Consider the following 19,433-nt stretch of genomic DNA (forward strand, 5'->3'; position numbering starts at 1 on the left):
GCACATTTTTACCACAATTATTGGCAACTACCTATCTACTCAACCAAATTTCAAATTACCGTTTTTGACCAGATAGACAATCTAATAGTGTCGAGCTGGATAAACAGAAGTACCACTGAACTTTAGTCTCAAAGAAGTCCGGGCTGATTAACTCGCATATAAAAATAGAGAGGAGTTGTCTTCTGAATCGAGATTGCCGAAAATTACTCGACTATTCACCCCAAAATCAGATAAAAAGGACTTTCTCGGGGACAAGCCGGAAGCGTGGCGCTATCCCCTCTGGCGGGTCACGTTTCTGCAAGGTAATATTCTGCGGATAATAATGAACGCGACGATGAGCGTCTATCCCGTCCTTTTCACAATACTAAATATGCGGGAAATCATGCAGTACTCGACCCGTCTAGATACGAGACCGAACACTGAAATTCAGTCGACCCGCTGGTTTTGGAAACTGCAGCTGGTCAGCTGGGTTGGCATACTGCTGGTCACTTTTCTTTCACTGACCCTGTGGCACTCCCCTACAGAGTGGCCTCACTTCGAGCCTGTCAATACAGTATTCCAGTGCGCTATTGCATTTTTATTATCCCTATTTCTAAAACCGATTTTTGATGTCGCCTGGGAATCAGAGCTCGCCTTCCGCACCGTGATCTACCTTCTGGCTGTCGCTGTTATTTCGGGAATATGGACCCTGGTTCGAATGGAGGCCTATATACGCCTCAGTGGTGAACACTCGATCTGGTCTGAGTTCGGCGGCTGGTATTACGCCTCTTTATTTGTATTTTTATTCTGGAGCGCCCTGTACTGCGGGGTAAAATATCACTTCCTACTCAATGAAGAGCACAAGAAAATGCTGGAGGTTGCAGCAGTACATGAACGGGAGCAGCTCCGCAGACTTCAAGCAGAGGCCATTGCCAATGAAGCGCAACTAAAAATGTTGCGCTACCAGCTCAACCCCCACTTTCTCTTCAATACGCTCAACTCCATTAACGCCCTAATTCGATTCCAGCAAGCTGATGAAGCGCGGGAAATGGTTGTGCGCCTCAGTGATTTTTTAAGGCTCTCCCTAAAAGAAGACCCGATGCAGAAAGTTGAGCTTGAACGAGAGATCGAGGCGGTATTGCTCTACTTGGAGATTGAAAAAACCCGCTTTGCCGACAGGTTGTCCGTAGACCTGTCGATCGATGAAACTGTACGCCGCGCACAAGTGCCCAGCATGTTGCTGCAACCACTGGTGGAAAACTCGGTGAAATATGCCATAGCCCCCAACGAAATGGGGGGCACTATCGGTATCCACGCGCACAACACCGATGATCGCCTGGTGCTGGAAGTCTACGACACCGGTTGCCCAGATCACTTTGCCAGCGAATGTGACCCGGAATCCTCCTCAACGGGAGTGGGCCTCAAAAACGTACGCGAACGGCTATCGACGCTCTACCCGCAAGATTTCAAAATAGAACAAAACAAAAATTCTGATGGCGGTATGCAAGTACTCATCAATATTCCACTGGAAATTTCCAACCAATCAACCCACCTGACACAGGGAGAAGTTCAATGAGCAGACTCAGCGTCGTACTGGTGGACGACGAGCCCCTGGCTTTAAGACTACTGAAAAGTATGCTCGAAGAACGCAAGGACCTGGATATTCTCGCCTGTTGTCGCAATGGCCGGGAAGCTGTCCAAGCAGTTTCAGAGCACAACCCTGACCTACTCATTCTCGATGTGCAGATGCCCGGAATGAACGGTTTTGATGTGGTGCGCAACCTACAGGCAGACACCATGCCCCTGGTAATCTTTGCCACAGCCTACGACCAATACGCCCTTAAGGCTTTTGAAGTCCACGCAGTTGACTATGTACTCAAACCACTGGACCCGCGCCGACTGGAAACCGCCCTCGACCGGGCCCGACAGCGCCAGGCACAGATGATATCCAAAGGAGAGGATGGCCATCAGGAAGAGAAAAATCGCCTGATGCGATCTTTCGAAAGCAGTGCCGGCAAAGCATCAAGCGGAGAGAACGCCGCTGCTTCAACCCAGCGTCTCGCCATTAAAGACCGGGGCAGTATCACCATGGTTAGCCAACCGGATATCGAGTGGATCGATGCGGCGGGTGACTATATGTGTGTGCATGCCAAAGGGGAAACCCATGTAATGCGCAGCACTATTAAAGACCTGCAAAAACAACTCTGCCCAGACACTTTTAAACGCATTCACAGATCCACACTGGTTAACCTGAACTTTATTGTGCATATCAAGGTTTTAACCAAAGGCGAGTACTTTCTCACCCTGAGCAGCGGTGCAAAACTGAAAGTAAGTCGCAACTATCGCTTACCGATTAAAGAATTTCTCGATTCCAACAAACAGTCTGATCTGACTGCCCCCCAAGCTTCCTAACCCCCAACCTCTCTAAAACTGGCAGGGATCGCCGGTACCCCCTCCCCCACAATCAAATACATTTCAAATTGGCCATTTATTCCGGACACAAAAAAGCCGGCATAAAAATGCCGGCAAACGAGCTCAGAAGAGAAGAAAAGAAAACTTAAGCGCGTTTATCTGTACGGTGTCCTGAGAGACCGTAGTAGAGAATATAGAGGTAACAGAAGATCGGCAGAACGAACGCCAATTGGATACCAATTTGGTCAGCCAGAAGCCCCTGTAACAACGGCACAATAGCACCGCCTACAATGGCCAGGCATAAGATTCCGGAGCCCTGACTGGTCGATGGGCCCAGCTTGGCCAGCGCCAAACTAAAGATAGTCGGGAACATAATAGAGTTGCACAGACCCACAGCCAGTACCGCCCACATCGCCAGATAGCCGCTACCCGTAACAGTAATTAACAACAATACACAGGAGCCGATAGAGCAGATTGCGAGCACTTTGCCAGCAGAGATAAAGCGCATAATTAAAGCGCCGGCAAAGCGACCAACCATAGCGCCACCCCAATACAGGGAGATATAGAAGGCGGCTTCAGACTCTTCCAAACCGGCGATGGAATCCTCAGCGATAAAGTTCACCAGGAAGCTGCCGATAGAGACTTCAGCACCCACGTAGACAAAAATAGCGATCGCACCCAACACCAAGTGACGGTAGCTCCAGGCGGAAGCGGCTTCAGTATTGGAAACAGACTCAGAAGTTGCACTACTGACAATTGCCGGCAAATTCAAAAATGCGAAGACGATAGCCAGGATCGCCAGCGCGGAGGCCAGGATCAGGTAGGGAACTTCAATAACAGCAGCGCTGGCAGCACCCGCTGCAACACCGGCAGCGGGTAAAATCAGCAATGCACCAAATTGAGGGGCGATAGTGGTGCCCAGGGAGTTAAAGCCTTGGGTCAAGGTCAGGCGGCTGGGCGCCGTGCGCTCATCGCCCAGTGCTGTCACATAAGGGTTGGCGGAAACCTGTAAAATAGTAATACCGGAAGCCAGAATAAACAGTGCACCGAGGAACAGTGCATAGACTTCCATTCTTTCAGCGGGAATAAACAGCAAACAGCCAACCACCGAAATACTTAAGCCGGTCACAATCCCTTTCTGATAACCAATTTTACTGACCAGAGCACCGGCAGGCAGGGAAACGAGGAAATAAGCACCAAAAAAGCAGAACTGCACCAGCATTGCCTGGGCATAGTTCAGCTCGAAAATTCCTTTCAAGTAGGGAATCAAAATATCATTCAGGCAGGTGATAAAGCCCCACATAAAAAATAGTGAGGTCAGCGCCACCAGGGCAAACCTGTGCCCCGACTGGTCACCCGTCGGTATCTGCGCAGCATCCGTTGCTGTATTACTCTGCATTATTGCCATAATTATTAATCCTGAGACTTCAGCTCACAGGTCTCTCCGGTCGATATTTTTATCCGGGCAAACCTGTGCCTATTGCACCAATCTTTATTGTTGGTACTTTCTATCATGGAGGTAGCGCCGCCTCAGAGGGCTTTTCGATAAGGGGGTTCAAAATGGGGGCAGCGTGGACATTCAGCGGCCGCCAGGCCCCAGACTGTCTGCTATCGGGTCAGGTAAACCGCTTTCTCAACGGCCCCCCTCGAAAGAGTAGATCAACCTGTTTGAGTACTTTATTTCCCTCTTAGACTTCCCGGGAGTCCAATAACCTAGCTGCATTGACGAGACTGACCACAAGGCAGCTCTGTAAATAGTGGCTTTTTCAGGCAAAGGGACAGCGAAGGGGAAAACTCAATCGCGCGGGAAATGACACACAAGCGCAAGTGTCTATGAGTAGGGAAAGAAGGGACTAGGAAGGAAACACCAACCGCGCACAAGGGCAATATTTTTATACACTTGGCGCGGCAGGAAAGGATCTAGGGAGCCTCCGAACAACTCCCTAAAGAAAAAAAGCAGCTTAGGAAACGATATTGCCGTAGCTCATCAAGCGCTGATAGCGCTTCTCCAGCAGCTCATCAATGGGGATGCTGCTCAGCTGGTCCAGCTGCTCACTGAGACGGTCTTTGAGGTTACTGGCCATTGCATCCGGATCGCGGTGAGCGCCACCGAGAGGTTCGGGGATGGTTTCATCCACAATACCCAACTCTTCCAACACGCTGGAGGTCACCCCCATCGCCTCAGCGGCCAAAGGCGCTTTCTCAACAGTTTTCCAGATAATGTTGGCGCAACCCTCAGGAGAAATCACAAAGTAGGTGGAGTACTGCAGCATGTTCAGCTGGTCACCCACACCGATCGCCAGTGCACCACCGGAAGAACCTTCACCAATCACGGTACAAATAATCGGCGTGCGCAGGCGGGACATCACTGCCAGGTTCTGGGCGATGGCTTCACTGATACCGCGCTCTTCACTGTCGATACCCGGATAGGCTCCCGGGGTGTCGATCAGGGTCAGCACCGGCATTTTAAAGCGCTCGGCCATTTCCATAACACGCAGGGCTTTGCGGTAACCCTCCGGCTTCGGCATACCAAAGTTGCGTGCAACCTTCTCGTTGACAGAGCGGCCTTTCTCTTCACCAATCACCGCTACCGGCTTGCCATTTAAGCGCGCGATACCGGCGATAATCGCCTTGTCATCACCAAAGTGACGGTCGCCGTGCAGCTCATCCCAATCGGTAAATAAACGCTCGATATAGTCTTTTGAGTAGGGACGTTGCGGATGGCGGGCTACCTGTACGACCTGCCATGGGCTCAGGTCGGAGTAGATCGACTCGGTCAGGGTTCTACTCTTCTCCCGCAACCGGGTAACTTCATCGGCGATATTCAGCTCGTTGTCATCACCCACAAGCTGCAGCTCTTTTATCTTGCCTTCCAGCTCTGCAATTGGCTGCTCAAACTCGAGAAAATTAAAATTCATGAAATCTGCGCCTTTAACTCTTTTTGTTACCACCGGGCTATCACAGCGGCATAGCTTAACTGTACAGAACCAGCCAGTCGAGCCCGGTAGATTTTAACGCCGTTGTGCGTATTGAAGCGCCACCTGCTCACGTCCCAACAGTTCCCTGAGGGACTGGACCATCTGGTCGTTTGGTTCTACGTTCCACTGCGGCGGCAGTCGGTACAAGCCCCGAGCATCGTGGCGGGAAACCTCAAGGCTCACCCCGCACTGACCACCGGTATAGGGTTGCAGGCAAGCGGCCAGCCGCTTGGCCAGCCCCGGTGCCACACTGCCGCTATCCACTCGCAAACGCACCCCGGTCACCCGGCTCTGGCGCAGCTCATCGAGCGTGGAAACGCTGTTTACTGTCATCTTCAGGCCGCCGCTGTAATCGTCAGTGGCAACCGGTCCATCCAATACCAGCAATGCATCTTTGGCCAACTTGTCTCTATGTTCGCCAAAGGCCTCGCTGAACATAGCCGCTTCAATACGGCCACTGCGGTCATCCAGGGTAACAATAGCCATGGAATCACCGCGTTTTGTTTTCATTACCCGCATCGCCACAACCAGACCCGCAACTTTTTGCGATTCCCGGCCAGGTTTCAAATCGGCGATTCGCGCCTTCACCAGGTGTTGTAACTCACCGGCATACTCGTCAATCGGGTGCCCGGTGAGATACAGACCCAGGGTATTCTTTTCGCCTTCCAGGCGTTCACGGATACTCCAACAGCGTGTGCGGCGGAAATCCTCGTACACATCGCCTTCCGATGCCTGGGGCACCACTTCGCCAAACAGGTCCATCATGCCCGCATTGGCATTGGCCTTTTGCTGTTCCGCCGCTTTTACCGCTTCATCCAGCGCGTTAAACAGCACTGCACGGGAATAATCCAAACCGTCGGCACCATTGGTATCCGGGCCTATGCTGTCCAGTGCGCCGGAGCGCACCAGTGCCTCCAACGCGCGCTTGTTCACCTTGCGTGGGTCAACCCGCGAGCAGAAGTCGAACAGGTCGGTAAAGGGACCGCCCTCTTCCCGCGCCGCAATAATATTTTCGATCGGACCTTCACCCAGGCCCTTAATCGCACCGAGACCGTAGATAATGCGATTGTCGATATCCACCGAGAACTGGAAGCTGCCCAGATTCACGTCCGGCGGCACCAGCACCAGCTCCATGGCTCGGCACTCTTCGATAAAGGTCACCACCTTATCGGTCTTATCCATATCCGAAGACATGGTCGCCGCCATAAACTGGGCGGGATAGTGCGCTTTCAGCCAAGCGGTTTGGTATGACACCAGTGCGTAAGCCGCAGAGTGCGACTTGTTAAAACCATAGCCTGCGAACTTCTCTACCAGGTCGAAGATCTTAATCGCAAGTTCGGGGTCAATTCCTTGCTCTTTTGCCCCATTTTCAAAAGTGGCCCTCTGTTTGGCCATTTCCTCCGGTTTCTTTTTACCCATCGCCCGGCGCAACAGGTCGGCGCCACCGAGGGTATAGCCCGCCAACTCCTGGGCGATCTGCATCACCTGTTCCTGGTAAACAATAACCCCGTAAGTGGGCTCCAGGATCGGTTGCAGTTTTTCATGCTGGTATTTGGCATCCGGATAGGCCACCTGGGCGCGACCGTGCTTACGGTTAATAAAGTCATCAACCATGCCCGATTGCAGCGGGCCCGGACGGAACAGGGCCACCAGGGCGATCATATCTTCCAGGTTGTCCGGCTGTAGGCGCTTGATCAGGTCCTTCATACCCCGGGATTCCAGCTGGAATACCGCCGTGGTCTCTGCCCTTTTGAGCATTTTGAAGGTTTCTTCATCGTCCAGCGGCAGCGCGGCAATATCCAGGGGTTCCTCACCCTCTCGCGCACGGGTCTCGTCCACCATGCGCTTGGCCCAGTCGATGATGGTCAGCGTCCGCAGGCCGAGGAAGTCGAACTTCACCAGACCCGCATCTTCCACATCGTTTTTATCAAACTGGGTTACCAGACCCGCGCCAGTCTCGTCACAGTAGAGCGGCGCAAAATCGGTGAGCTTGGTGGGGGCAATAACCACACCACCGGCGTGCTTACCCACGTTACGGGACACACCTTCTAGTTGCAGGGCCATCTCCCAGATTTCCTGGCCCTCATCGTCGTGGTCGAGAAATTCCCGCAGGATCTCTTCCTGGTCGAAGGCCTTTTGCAGGGTCATGCCCACATCGGGGGGAATCATTTTGGACAGCTTGTCGGCGAGGCCGTAGGACTTGCCCTGTACCCGCGCCACGTCCCGCACCACCGCCTTCGCGGCCATGGTTCCGAAGGTAATAATCTGGCTCACCGCCTGGCGGCCATAGTTATCCGCAACGTAGCCAATTACCCGGTCGCGCTTCTCCATACAGAAGTCGATATCGAAGTCGGGCATCGACACCCGCTCCGGGTTCAGGAATCGTTCGAACAGCAGATCGTATTGCAGCGGGTCCAGATCGGTAATGTCCAGCGAGTAGGCCACCAGAGAGCCGGCACCGGAACCCCGCCCCGGGCCCACCGGGATATCGTGGTCTTTGGCCCACTGGATAAAGTCCATTACGATCAGGAAGTAACCGGGGAATCCCATCTGGATAATGATATCCAGCTCAAAGCGCAGGCGGTCTTCGTAGATCTGGCGGCGCTCGGCATAGTCCGCAGCGGACTTGTCGAGGATGGTGGCGAGGCGCCGCTCCATACCCTCATAGGAGACCTTTTCGAAGAACTGGTCTTCGGTCATACCCTCGGGAATCGGGTATTCCGGCAGGAAGTATTTACCCAGCTGGATCGGTGCGGAGCAGCGCTTGGCGATCTCCACGGTGTTTTCCAGGGCTTCGGGGATATCGCCAAACAGCTCCCACATCTCTTCCGGTGTGCGAAAATACTGCTGCGCGGAATAGCGGCGTTCGCGGCGGGGGTCATCGAGAGCGCGGCCTTCATGGATACAGACGCGCACCTCGTGGGCCTCGAACTCGCTCTCGTCCATAAAGCGCACGTCGTTAGTGGCGACCACTGGCAAGTTCAGGTTCTGGGCCAACTTCACCGCCGAGTGCAGGTAGTCCTCATCGCCGGCGCGACCGGTGCGCTGTAACTCCAGGTAATAGCGGCCGGGGAATAACTCCGCCCACTCCCGTGCCAGCTCCTCCGCCTGGGCGCGGCGCCCCGCTACCAATGCACGGCCCACATCGCCGTACTTGGCACCGGACAGCATCAGCACCCCTTCGCTGTACTCCTTAACCCATTCGCGCTTGATATAGGCGTTACCGTGGTACTGCCCCTCCATCCAGGCGCGGGAAATCAGCTCGGTAATATTGCGGTAGCCGTCGGCGTTCATCGCATAGAGCGTGATCAGCGTAGGCTTGCCTTCGCCGCCTTCGCTGAGCCAAAAATCCGCTGCGGTAATCGGCTTGATACCGGAACCCAAACAGGCCCGGTAAAATTTAATCTGCCCGTAGAGGTTGCACTGGTCGGTAATCGCCAGGGCTGGCATTTCCAGCTCCTGGGCGCGGGCGATGGCCGGCTTGATTCTTACCAGGCCATCGATCAGGGAAAATTCTGAGTGAATTCTTAGGTGGACAAAGGGTTGGGTCATAGTCGCATTTAGTTCCGGGCCCTGCGAGGCCCGGCCCCGACAAAGCGCTATCGATTGTTTACCAGATTCGGCCCATTTGCCGCGCGCGCTCGGTGCAGAGCTTTAACACTGCACGGCGCTCATCATTGTTCATGGAGCCCCAGCGGCTGATTTCGTTACCACTGCGAAAACAGCCCTCGCACAGGTCCTGCTCATTCAGGGCACACACGGAGATACAGGGGGATTTCACCGGGCGCTCTTTCGGCTGCACGGTTTTTACCGGTTGTTCAGACATCTTTAGCCTCAAGCGGGACCAGTTCACTGGCGAAATGTTTGCCGTTGGCCGCATAGTGATCGCTGCTGGCTTTGAGCAGCTCGTAGGTGGCGGGATCGAGAGATTTTACTACCTTGCCGGGAGAGCCCAGCACCATAGAGTAATCGGGGATTTCTGTGCCCTCGGTCACCAGCGCATTGGCGCCAATGATACAGCACTTGCCGATTTTGGCCCGGTTTAAGATCACGGCATTGATACCAATCAGGCTGTAATCACCAATGTCACAGCCGTGCAGCATCACTTTATGGCCTACGGTGACACCGGTGCCGATGGTTAATGGCACACCCACATCGGCATGCAGAACCGAGCCATCCTGTACGTTGCTGTATTCACCGATAGTGATCGGCGCACAGTCACCGCGCACCACCGCGTTAAACCATACGGAACTGTGCGCGAGCATACGCACATCTCCAATCACATGGGCACCGGGCGCAATATAGTGGCCCTCACCTTCCAGTTGTGGCTGCTTATCCCCCAATCTGTACAGCATTTGGCCTCCGACTCGATATGATTATGAACCGCTCATTATCTCGCGCCAAAGAGGCCGTGGCTAGGGAGAGATGATCGCGCTTTTCCCAATATTACCCGCTAGAGCAGCTCGCCCTGCTGGACAAAGTTGGCACCCTCAAGAGTGAGTAAGCGCGCTTTCAAAGACAGGCCGCCGGCGTAGCCGGTAAGGCTGCCATTGGCTCCGATTACACGATGGCAGGGAATAACGATGGCAATCGGATTCGCACCATTGGCCCGCGCCACCGCGCGAATAGCCCGAGGCTGGCCCAGCCACTGGGCTTGCTGGCTGTAACTGCGGGTTTCACCAAAGGGAATTTGCAACAGCGCATCCCAAACCCGGCGCTGGAATTCAGTGCCCTTTGGCGCCAGAGGCAAATCAAAACTTTTGCGCTGGCCGGCGATATATTCCCGCAACTGCTGAGCGGCCAAATCTGTCAGCTCCGAGGCGCCCCGCTGCCAACCGGTCCCCAAACGCAATGGCCGTTCATCGTCATAAAACTGGAGTGCAACTATACCTCTGGAGCCTCGGGAGAGCCCCTCTCCCTCCTGCTCGCAGGCCGCGATGGCAACATCCCCCCATTCTGTGGTGTAACTCTCATAGACAATCATTTTTTCTCTCCAGATTTCAGGGACTGCCACAACAAAATGGCTCCATATGCCCGCCAGGGCCGCCACTGCTCTGCCCGCTCCAGGGCCTGCTTGGGTTTTGCCTTTTCACCATCACTGCCCAGGGCTTGCAGAATACCCAAATCCGACGCGGGGAAAGCGTCCGGCATCGACAGGCCGCGCATAGCGATATAATGCGCAGTCCAATCGCCAATACCCGGCAGTGCTGTGGCTTGGCTGCACCAATCCTCCAGGGACTGATCGGCAAAACTCACACGGCCATCCAAAGTTGCGGCGACAAACTCCTGTAGGGTTTTCATCCGAGCCCGAGTCAAGCCCAGATCGGCAAAGTCTGCCTCAGCGAGACGCTCCGCCGTTGGGAATAAAAACCGCTCCCTGCCAGCATCATCCACAAACGACTCCCCGTAGCGGGCCACGATACGTCCGGCAATAGTGGTCGCCGCCGCGACACTGATCTGCTGACCGAGAATCGCCCGCAGTGCATATTCGAATGGGTCCCAAGCACCGGGCAAGCGCAGGCCCGGATTCTTCGCCAACTGATCCGCCAGCAGTGGATCTTCATTTAATACTGTTTGGATCTCCTCAATATCCGCATCCAGATCAAACAGCCGGCGCAGGCGCTGGTTCAGTAGATATAACCCTGCCCCACCTTCCTGGCCAAATATCTCCACCACCAGGCGATTGCGTTGCGGATCATGGGAAACTTCCATCACACCGCGACAGGCATCCAGCTCGAAACTGCGTGAATAGACCTCCCCCTCCACCTGCTCCACCCCGGCCAAAGCGCGAGTTCCCAAGAAAGCCAGGAGTTGTTGCCAATCTAATGGCGGGCGGTAATCCAGGTACAACCGCACCCGAGTCGCACTCGCCTTCTCCGCGCGCGCTGCATGTCCCTCCCTGCGCACCTCGGATGGAGTGCGTTGATAGATCTGTTTGAATACGCCGTTAAAGCGTCTCAAGCTGTTAAAACCAGACTCGTAGGCAATTTCAGCAATAGGCAGGTCCGTATCTCGCAGTAAGCGAAAAGCAAACAGTGCCCGCTCGGTTTGCCAAACCGCTAAGGGGCTTACCCCTAAGTGCTCAGAAAACAGACGGCGTAAATAACGGCTGCTGACTCCGAGACGCTCCGCCAGTCGCTCCACAGATTGAGGCTCGCGCTCACTGCGCATCAGTTTTAAAGCGCGCTGTACGGTGGTCGAAACCAATCCCCAGGCCGGACTGCCCGGCGCAGAATCAGGGCGACAGCGCAGGCAGGGCCTAAAGCCCGCATTGGCCGCCTCCGCCGCAGTCTCGAAATAAGTGACATTGCGCTCTAGCGGTGGCCGAGCGGGACAGATCGGACGGCAGAAAATGCCGGTTGTTTTCACTGCGGTATAGAACCGCCCATCAAAGCGCCGGTCTCGGGCCAATCGCGCACTGGAGCAAACTGCTGCATCAATCTTCATAAGTCTCTCTCGTTTCTGACTACCAGTGTATGGATTGGACGGTATCGGAACTAGTCAAAAACGGAACTGACCATTTTGAGCTGTAGACTTATAAGTCAGGAATGTGAGATCCAGAGGGGAAGAGGCCAATTGGGCTCTCTTTAGATATCTCTATTCAAGGAATGCCTAGGTTGAGAAGCCGCACCTAAGGAACCTCTGAACAACTCCTTGATGCCTCTGGCTTACAGAACAGTTCACAGTCAAGGCGCAGCTACGCAGAAATGTCTAGGCCTTTCAGGAAGTCGTAATGCGGAGTTGAATCGCTCTGTAAGCCAGAGGCACCACGAAATCATCCAGCGATTCTTTAGCTTTGCAAATAGCCAGGCCGTTGCTTTGCTCAGTACCAGCTCTATATGTGTTAGTCCCAGCGAGTAATAAAAGAGTGTACAGAGATATTTTTTCATCAGTTTGACTGTTACTTTTTCAGAATGGCTTTAATAGGCAAAAATTTATTAACAAATAATTGATTACAAAGCGAGTCCATATTTTGGATGTGTACCAAAGTGATTATTTTTATATTTGTCACGATTGACATAAGAGCAGGTAGGATTTTGATTTGAATAGCATTTTTTAGGCAAGGCGTAAGATTGATTCCAGGGTAGTAATCAGGATAATCGTGGTCAGAATGAGCACTATATAAAGGTTCAGTGATCTAGGAAGCATATGGAAATATTCGAAATCGCCGACGAGATATCAGAGGCATCCGTGACTGACGCCATCATTGCTCTGAATAATGCTTACGATCAAGAAGAGATCAAGATCTTACTGCCCTACAATTCAGGCGGGTCTGTCGGAGCGGCGATTGATCTTATCAAAGCAATTGCAGCCACGAAAGCGGATGTTATTGTGGAGCTTGATAGGTATGCAATAAGTGCCGCAGCTTTTATTTGGGTATGGTTTTTTCTGCGTCCAGAGTCTCATATTAAAGTTCAAACAACCGGCCAACCCGCTGTAATTGTTTACCATCGACCGAGAGTTCCAGTTGAAGATCACCTGCTCTTCTTGGATGATCTTCCAGATGGGCACGAGTTAAGAGCTTCGCTTCAGGAATCAACCAGTCTATTTGATGAATTGTTTGATGAGCTTATAGCTGCTGTTGGTTACATATCTGATAACGAAAATATCTATACTTACAACGAGGTTCTAATTAAGCATAAGCTTAAGCACGCTCGTGATGGGTACTACATTAACCAAGATTGTGTGATTCCAGCATAGGTAAGTACGGATATGTTAGATATCTCTTTAACTTCAGTAAAACCACATATAAAGAAAGACTCAGAGAAAAGCAAAAAAGCTTATGCGCGGCTAGACCAACTAAAGCAACATGATGAAAAGCTAAAAGCGCTGTATGCACAAAAAGGTTTAAAAAAGCCTGAGATCATGGCGTAAATCACTTAACAAACATAGACAGCAGGACCTCGCTTTCGCTCGGCCTCTGTTGTAGGCGTTATTGTGGCGGCCGGCTTTATTAGGCATAAATATAGGCATAAATATAGGCATAAATAGGACAACCATGAATCATGCCCAATAGGATTGGCGGCTTACGCTTTTTGTTCGGTGGGTGTCTAGATCTGTTCTGTTACGGTTTCGCCTTCACTACAAAGACGCTCGTGTTGGCGGCGTTAGCATATTACGAATATCAGACTAAATGAAATATTATGAGTGTCGCCAGAGAGAATTATAAAAAAATTATTGATGATATTTTTGGGATAGGCGTATGTACCATTGACACCAGCATTGACAATAAAAACAATGTGATTGGAGCACTTGTTAGTGACCAATATACTACTTTCACAACAAACTTCCTGTATCGACTTAGAAGGTTATCGAAAATATATTCTGAAAATGAACATTTAAGGGATTCAATTCAACAAGCTGTAAACCAGGTTGCTGATATTAATAATTGGGATGGAGCATTTTCAGAGCTAACGGTGTTAGATTATTTCTTTAGCTTTCCAGATACGGGGGCCGAACACCTCAAGCTAGATGTAACTATTCCGGCAGCAGAAACCCTTGCTAGTGAAATGGGCTTTTGCAATGCAAACTTAGATGGCCATTTCTCAAACTTTGATTTTTATTTTGACACTAAGGTGCTCTCTGATAAGTCAGGACAAATCGTCGACGGAATTACGAGGCAGGTGAAGAAAAGACTAGATATACCTGGCCTTACAATTCACCCTTCATTTAATGGTGACTTACCTTTTGAAGAATTCCAGAAAAACCGAAATAAATTGCTGAATGAGCTCCTTAATGGTATCCATCAAAAGAGTAAGACATCATATATTAAGAGCACAATTGTAGAGAGCTTGTCATATCGGTTGCTGTGGGGAGCAGGAGTGAGTTCTGGTGAGAGTGAGTACAGCCCTATACAGCACGCAAAAAATCATCACACACTCTTGTTTCAACATGTGAAAAAATTTCATCGGAATAAGCCAACAGTTATTGTCTTTGTGAACTTTCCGTGGTTTGGCGAAAAGATCCCTCCACTTGATGACGTAAAGGAATCTTTTTATTCAAATCTTAGTAAAAATTTCTTTAACGGCTACAGTGGGAAAAAAATTCTTGGAAGAGATATTAATGGTAAAATAAAGTCAGGTATTCTAGCCTCTGACGTGACTAAGCATTTGTCAGCAATTATTTTCATGGACGATCATTCAATATTAGGTGACTGCAATGAAAAAAATCATATTAAAGCTCGGTCATATTTAAACAATGAGGCAAAAAACGACTTTTCTGAAGCAGGGTTCATAAGTTTTCTAAAACTGAATACAGAGATTTTAAGGAACACAAATAGGACACCTATGAGTCATGCCCCATAGGGTTGGCGGCTTATACTTTTTGTTCGGTCGGTGTCTACTTCTGTTTTACGGGCTCACTACACTGCGTTTCGCTCACCTTTGCTGCCAGCGTTATGCATTTATATTATTGCAACTATTATGCGTTACAAGCCGAGATTATTCTTTTTCGTCGGTTTAGCTGATGATTAATTTTGAGATGATAGCCTTATGGATCTAAGCCCAGATAAGATATGGACCCCAAAAGAGTGGGAGGCTCATGCCAACAACCTCCTGCGGGAGAGATATACATCTGCTGACTACATTCCGATACCAGATCAACACAATGGTGATGGGGGGATTGAGGGATTCTCGATGGATGGTCATGCCTATCAAATGTATTGCTCTGAAAATACAACAACCATGTCTAAGCTTTATGAAGATCAGCGCGATAAAATGACTCAGGACATCGGTAAATTTATCAAAAACACTAATAAAATGAAGGGGTTCTTTGGCAATCTCAAAATTAAGCGGTGGATACTAGTTGTGCCTAAGCACAAGACAAAAGAAATTGTTATTCACGCCACCAAGAAAACAGAAGAGGTTAAAAAAGCAAACTTAGACTACGTTGATAATGACAATTTTAGAGTCTTAGTTTGGGATCGTGAAGAATTCAAAAAAGAAGAAGAAAGTCTACTAGCAGCAGGAATCGCAACATTAAAACTAGATCCGATTAATGTTCCTGAACATGAAGTAGTAGAGTTCCAAGAGCAGTCCCCAGAATTTTCGGAACATATGAAGCGAAAACTGGGCAACCTAACTAGTAACGCTAACGCGATAAAACGAGGTCAAGATCGCCTAACTAAATACGCAATCATCAGCCAGAATATGATGAGCGAACTAAAGCAAGATTATGGTGAGTATTATGAACAAATTGCAAGCATAACAGCTAAAAGAGCTGAGCAGCTAGACATCGAAGCGATTGACTCCAACCCAGAAACACAAAAGATTTCCTATCAGACCAAAATTCTACAAGAACAGCTTCAAAGTTCGTGTAAGTTACACAATGATAATCTAGAAACAATCTCCAATGGCACTGTCGCAGACTGGCTAATGAACTGTACATTAGGTTTTGAATAATGGATATTTTTGATACCCCGCCTAAGAACGGTATGACGTTCAATCATCGCGGCACGCCTATAGATCCTGAGTTAAGACCACTTTGGAGAATCTCTCTAATTGCTCTAATCCTCATGAAGTTGTGTTCAGGAAACAAAGCCAACTCAAAGAAGGTACAAGCGCTGTACTCCTTAGTAGCGTCTGAAAAAAAAAGACACGCTTATAATTCAAGCATCACCGAATCAGGTTCAACTTCTATTGTTAATATTAGATTTGATCCCTTGGTAGATCGAGCTGTTGACATGGGCGTCGGGGAAAAAATTTTCCTTCTTGATGAAACAAAGAACATTAAACTGACCGAAAAAGGCTTGGCATTCGCAAAAAGGATCGATAGAGATAGTAATACTTTTATTCTAGAAAAAGACTTTGTGAGCCAATTCAAGAAGAGTCATTTTAACGACCAAAAAATCAACATGCTAATTGCTGGGGACTTATCATGAGCAGCTTACGGATAGCGCAACTATCAATAAGAACCTCAACTAACGACGGTTTATATGGCGTAGATATCCCTTTTGTTTCAGGACTGAATATTATTCATGCTGAGAATACCCACGGCAAATCGACATGTATTCAATCTATAATATTTGCTCTTGGTCTTGAAGGTTGTCTTGGCCCCTCTAGAAAGGTTCCATTGAAAACCGCCCTGACGACTCAACTTAGAAAGACTGATGGCTCAAAAGCAACTATTTTTGAATCAAAAGTATATCTTCAAATAAGTAACGGAAGCGAAACCGTTACTGTAAAGCGAAGCAGTAACCCTGACAAGAAGGACCTTGTTTCAGTTTTTCATGATGCCACAGCAGAGCAAGCAATTAGCGGTAAGTCTACTTCCCGTGATTACTTCTTGCGGCTTGAAGGTTCTGCTAAGCGGGAACGAGGTTTTCACTTTTTCCTTTCAGAGTTCCTTGGGATAACTCAACCTAACGTTCTGAAGTACAACGGCAGCGAATCACCGCTATATCTGGAATCGATTTTCTCGATCAACTATGTCGAACAGACTAGAGGATGGGGTGGCATATTAAACATCCTACCAACCTACCTAGGCATTAAAGAACTATCAGAGCGAATCATTGAATATACTCTTGACTTAGAAGTACAAACAGTTTCAAAGAAGAAACAAGAGCTAAACCAGAAAAAGAAAGATGCAGAACGCATTTGGAGTGTCTGTATTGACAATCTTATTTCTATTGCAAAAAGCACAACTGGCTTTGTATCAAATGAACTTGACGATAAAATTAGCACAGATACTTACGTGTCTCAGCAAACCTATCTTTACTACCACGCTGAAAATGAACATAACACTTACAGAGATCGTGTCGATCACTTAAAATCAGAACTTATACTACTGAAGCTTCGCAATTCAGGTAATAAAGTAGATGATAAAAAGATATCTCGGTTAGAAGAAGAGCTGACACAACAAACCACTCTGCTGACCGAGCAGGAACAAGCTATCAGCCTATTGATTTCTGACCTTAACATTTCTGAAAAATATACCCGCTCTATCGAACAAAGAATTCATGATGTGAACGATAGTTTACGTAAGTACAAAGATCTACAGCGTCTTGAATCAATAGGTTCTGAGGAAGACTTTCAGTTAGTACAAAATAAATGCCCGACTTGCCACACAGAAATTGAAGACTCTTTGCTTCCTCATGTACAAAGTGAAAGTGCGAAGATCCTAGGCTTAGGAGACAATATCAAATATCTTGAAAAACAAAAGGAAGCTTTTGATGCTCTATTGAAGGGCGAGAACAAGAATACCCAGAACAAAGAAATTAGGCTAGAAGTTGCGAAGAGCAGGAATAATGAAACTCGCGCCATTATACGTGAGATTAAAAATAGCTTGGTAGATGAAAAATCAGCGCCCTCAAGAAGTGATATAAAGAAGGAACTCATTGTTGAAAATGATATTGAGACACTAGAGAAAGCCTTAAGACAAGAAGAAGAAATAAAAGGAAAGCTTGAGGAAACCCTGAAAAACTGGAAGCTATGCGACTCAGCACTAAAAGCCCTTCCAAGTCGTGGGTTTAGCAGTAGTGATTGGAGAAAGCTAAAGGCATTGAAGAATAGTTTTGTGTCTAACCTGGATGACTTTGGTTACAGCAGCAATGATCTGAGTGATTTTAAAATTTCAGAGCGAAGCTACAAGCCAACTTTAAATGATGTCGACATTAACTCCGAGGCATCAGCAAGTGACAACATCAGGGTCATTTGGTCTTACTTGTATTCAATGCTGACTCTTGACCAGAAAAACATTGGAAATACTAACCATCTAGGGCTTCTAATTATGGATGAACCGAGACAACAAGAAGCCAAAAATGAGAGCTTCGGTGAGTTCATTTCTAAAGCTACTGAAGTCAAAGCAATGAACAAGCAGGTAATCATCGGTACTAGTGAGAAGTACGATGACCTTCAAAAAATAATAGCAGACTTGGACGTTAACCTCTGTCATTTCGATTCGGATATCATACAGAAGTTGTGACATGCACTGATTCTTGTATGCTGGAATTCTTAACCATCAGAAAAACACAAATAGGACACCCATGAAACATGTCGGAGAGGGATAAATCGGCAAAATAAAAAGCCATGCTCACCAGAGGGGCATCGAAGCACAATTGTGTGGATTATTTTGTCTATTTTGGGCGTGTAGGCCTTTCAGGGCATAGAGCAAACGGGGATCAATCGGTAGGATTAAAAATGATTCAATTTAGTTGAGATATGGGGTAAGAGAGAAACTTTAGGCAATCATGCACACCTTGGGCCCAGCGTTTATTCAATAAGTTACAGGCTTTCCGTACTTCTTCAACCGACCCTACCAAACCTTTAAATCGGCTTTCAAAATTTCGGTTGAGGTAAAGCCAGTGCTCAGGTGAAATACCCAGGCGTTCAAGTATAGGAAGGGTATTCTCAGCGATAGTGCCGCGCTTTCTGGGATCCAGATGCCGACCACTCCAATCCACCAACTCCAAATAGTGGCCCAGCTAAAAAAGTAAACCTTTTGGCATATTTAAGCGCTCATCTCCCACAAACGGCAGTAAACTTTTGGGTTGCTCAGCGGTGATTGCAGAGCGAATACGCAGTTGAATATAGGTGTAATCAGAGCCTTCAGGCGTTTTGGCAATATTAGCGCGGATAGGGTTTAGGTCTACATAGGCCATGCAAGCGGCGAGGGTTTTTTCATCCAGTAAAGCCTGCGACTTAAATAGCCCCTCCCAAAAAGGGCCTGTACACTTGTCTTCAGCATTGGCTTGCCGAGCGATAGACTCGTTTAAACAGCGCATAAACCAACTGATATCTGTTAAGCCCTCCCGCCATATAGCGGTGACTTCTCTTAGTTTTTCCAGCTCACAGTGATCGAGGGTATCGCCTTTGAAATAGCGCAGAGCCAGAGAGGGAGCCCGAAACAGCTTCTCCCAACGGGTAATTGCCTCTGCAAGTTGCTTTAAGTATTCGCGAAATAGAAATACCAATGTATTTTGAGAGCCCTGAAGTTAATTGGCGAAATTTTCACCCCGAAAGCATTGCGGAGCTTGGCAACCAATTAACAATGATAGATTTCATCAATTTGCAAATGGGCGAGCAGATATACAAAAAAGTTTACATTACCTATTTTTTGGATACGAAT

At 48.9% G+C, this 19,433-nt stretch carries 16 protein-coding genes; 8 read left to right on the forward strand and 8 right to left on the reverse strand.

The features are described 5' to 3' along the window. Window positions 1-382 precede the first annotated feature (382 nt). Together ACJJIR_RS15350 and ACJJIR_RS15355 are read left to right on the forward strand one after the other, a co-directional pair. Window positions 383-1,555 (forward strand): sensor histidine kinase, encoded by a 1,173-nt coding sequence (locus ACJJIR_RS15350; RefSeq protein ID WP_444906000.1) that lies wholly within the window; start codon window positions 383-385, stop codon window positions 1,553-1,555. Then, entirely contained in the window at window positions 1,552-2,391 is an 840-nt protein-coding gene (locus ACJJIR_RS15355; RefSeq protein ID WP_444906001.1) for a LytR/AlgR family response regulator transcription factor, read from the forward strand. Before ACJJIR_RS15350 ends, ACJJIR_RS15355 begins: the two co-directional genes overlap by 4 nt. 145 nt (window positions 2,392-2,536) lie before the next feature. Here ACJJIR_RS15355 and ACJJIR_RS15360 read toward each other — a convergent pair whose 3' ends face one another. The 7 genes from ACJJIR_RS15360 to ACJJIR_RS15390 form a co-directional block, all read right to left on the reverse strand. After that, window positions 2,537-3,799, reverse strand: a complete 1,263-nt coding sequence (locus ACJJIR_RS15360; protein WP_413664876.1) for a sugar MFS transporter — start codon at window positions 3,797-3,799, stop codon at window positions 2,537-2,539. A gap of 553 nt (window positions 3,800-4,352) precedes the next feature. Further along, the gene (locus tag ACJJIR_RS15365) at window positions 4,353-5,309 is read right to left on the reverse strand and encodes an acetyl-CoA carboxylase carboxyltransferase subunit alpha (RefSeq protein ID WP_444906002.1); all 957 of its coding nucleotides are present in this window, start codon (window positions 5,307-5,309) and stop codon (window positions 4,353-4,355) included. A gap of 93 nt (window positions 5,310-5,402) precedes the next feature. Continuing rightward, window positions 5,403-8,921, reverse strand: coding sequence for a DNA polymerase III subunit alpha (gene dnaE / locus ACJJIR_RS15370; protein WP_444906003.1), 3,519 nt, complete (start codon window positions 8,919-8,921; stop codon window positions 5,403-5,405). Between the two features lie 58 nt (window positions 8,922-8,979). After that, the gene (locus ACJJIR_RS15375) at window positions 8,980-9,195 is read right to left on the reverse strand and encodes a DUF1289 domain-containing protein (RefSeq protein ID WP_226646208.1); all 216 of its coding nucleotides are present in this window, start codon (window positions 9,193-9,195) and stop codon (window positions 8,980-8,982) included. Continuing rightward, window positions 9,188-9,724 carry a gamma carbonic anhydrase family protein gene (locus ACJJIR_RS15380; protein ID WP_252085074.1) on the reverse strand — a complete coding sequence of 179 codons (537 nt, stop codon included), beginning with the start codon at window positions 9,722-9,724 and terminating at the stop codon, window positions 9,188-9,190. The genes ACJJIR_RS15375 and ACJJIR_RS15380 overlap by 8 nt, the downstream gene beginning before the upstream one ends. Window positions 9,725-9,822: 98 nt before the next feature. After that, window positions 9,823-10,353 carry a methylated-DNA--[protein]-cysteine S-methyltransferase gene (locus tag ACJJIR_RS15385; protein ID WP_444906004.1) on the reverse strand — a complete coding sequence of 177 codons (531 nt, stop codon included), beginning with the start codon at window positions 10,351-10,353 and terminating at the stop codon, window positions 9,823-9,825. Beyond that, complete coding sequence (locus tag ACJJIR_RS15390) at window positions 10,350-11,816, reverse strand: AlkA N-terminal domain-containing protein (protein ID WP_444906005.1); 1,467 nt, start codon at window positions 11,814-11,816, stop codon at window positions 10,350-10,352. Before ACJJIR_RS15390 ends, ACJJIR_RS15385 begins: the two co-directional genes overlap by 4 nt. A 702-nt stretch (window positions 11,817-12,518) precedes the next feature. On the opposite strand from ACJJIR_RS15390, the gene ACJJIR_RS15395 reads away from it, so the two are divergent. The 6 genes from ACJJIR_RS15395 to ACJJIR_RS15420 all read left to right on the forward strand — a co-directional run bounded on the left by ACJJIR_RS15395 (window position 12,519) and on the right by ACJJIR_RS15420 (window position 18,290). Beyond that, window positions 12,519-13,070: a Clp protease/crotonase-like domain-containing protein gene (locus ACJJIR_RS15395; protein WP_444906006.1), complete on the forward strand. Its 552-nt coding sequence runs from the start codon at window positions 12,519-12,521 to the stop codon at window positions 13,068-13,070. A gap of 12 nt (window positions 13,071-13,082) precedes the next feature. Next, window positions 13,083-13,244: a hypothetical protein gene (locus ACJJIR_RS15400; protein ID WP_444906007.1), complete on the forward strand. Its 162-nt coding sequence runs from the start codon at window positions 13,083-13,085 to the stop codon at window positions 13,242-13,244. 269 nt (window positions 13,245-13,513) lie between these two features. Then, a complete protein-coding gene (locus tag ACJJIR_RS15405; RefSeq protein ID WP_444906008.1) occupies window positions 13,514-14,674 on the forward strand; it encodes a hypothetical protein in 1,161 nt (386 codons plus the stop codon). A 186-nt stretch (window positions 14,675-14,860) separates the two neighbouring features. After that, entirely contained in the window at window positions 14,861-15,769 is a 909-nt protein-coding gene (locus tag ACJJIR_RS15410; RefSeq protein WP_444906009.1) for a hypothetical protein, read from the forward strand. Further along, entirely contained in the window at window positions 15,769-16,248 is a 480-nt protein-coding gene (locus ACJJIR_RS15415) for a hypothetical protein (RefSeq protein ID WP_444906010.1), read from the forward strand. Before ACJJIR_RS15410 ends, ACJJIR_RS15415 begins: the two co-directional genes overlap by 1 nt. Then, the gene (locus ACJJIR_RS15420) at window positions 16,245-18,290 is read left to right on the forward strand and encodes a hypothetical protein (RefSeq protein WP_444906011.1); all 2,046 of its coding nucleotides are present in this window, start codon (window positions 16,245-16,247) and stop codon (window positions 18,288-18,290) included. Before ACJJIR_RS15415 ends, ACJJIR_RS15420 begins: the two co-directional genes overlap by 4 nt. A gap of 499 nt (window positions 18,291-18,789) precedes the next feature. On the opposite strand, the gene ACJJIR_RS15425 is transcribed toward ACJJIR_RS15420, so the two are convergent. After that, window positions 18,790-19,278 carry a hypothetical protein gene (locus ACJJIR_RS15425; RefSeq protein WP_444906012.1) on the reverse strand — a complete coding sequence of 163 codons (489 nt, stop codon included), beginning with the start codon at window positions 19,276-19,278 and terminating at the stop codon, window positions 18,790-18,792. Window positions 19,279-19,433 lie beyond the last annotated feature (155 nt).

Source organism: Microbulbifer maximicatervae (SeqCode), from assembly GCF_052467385.1.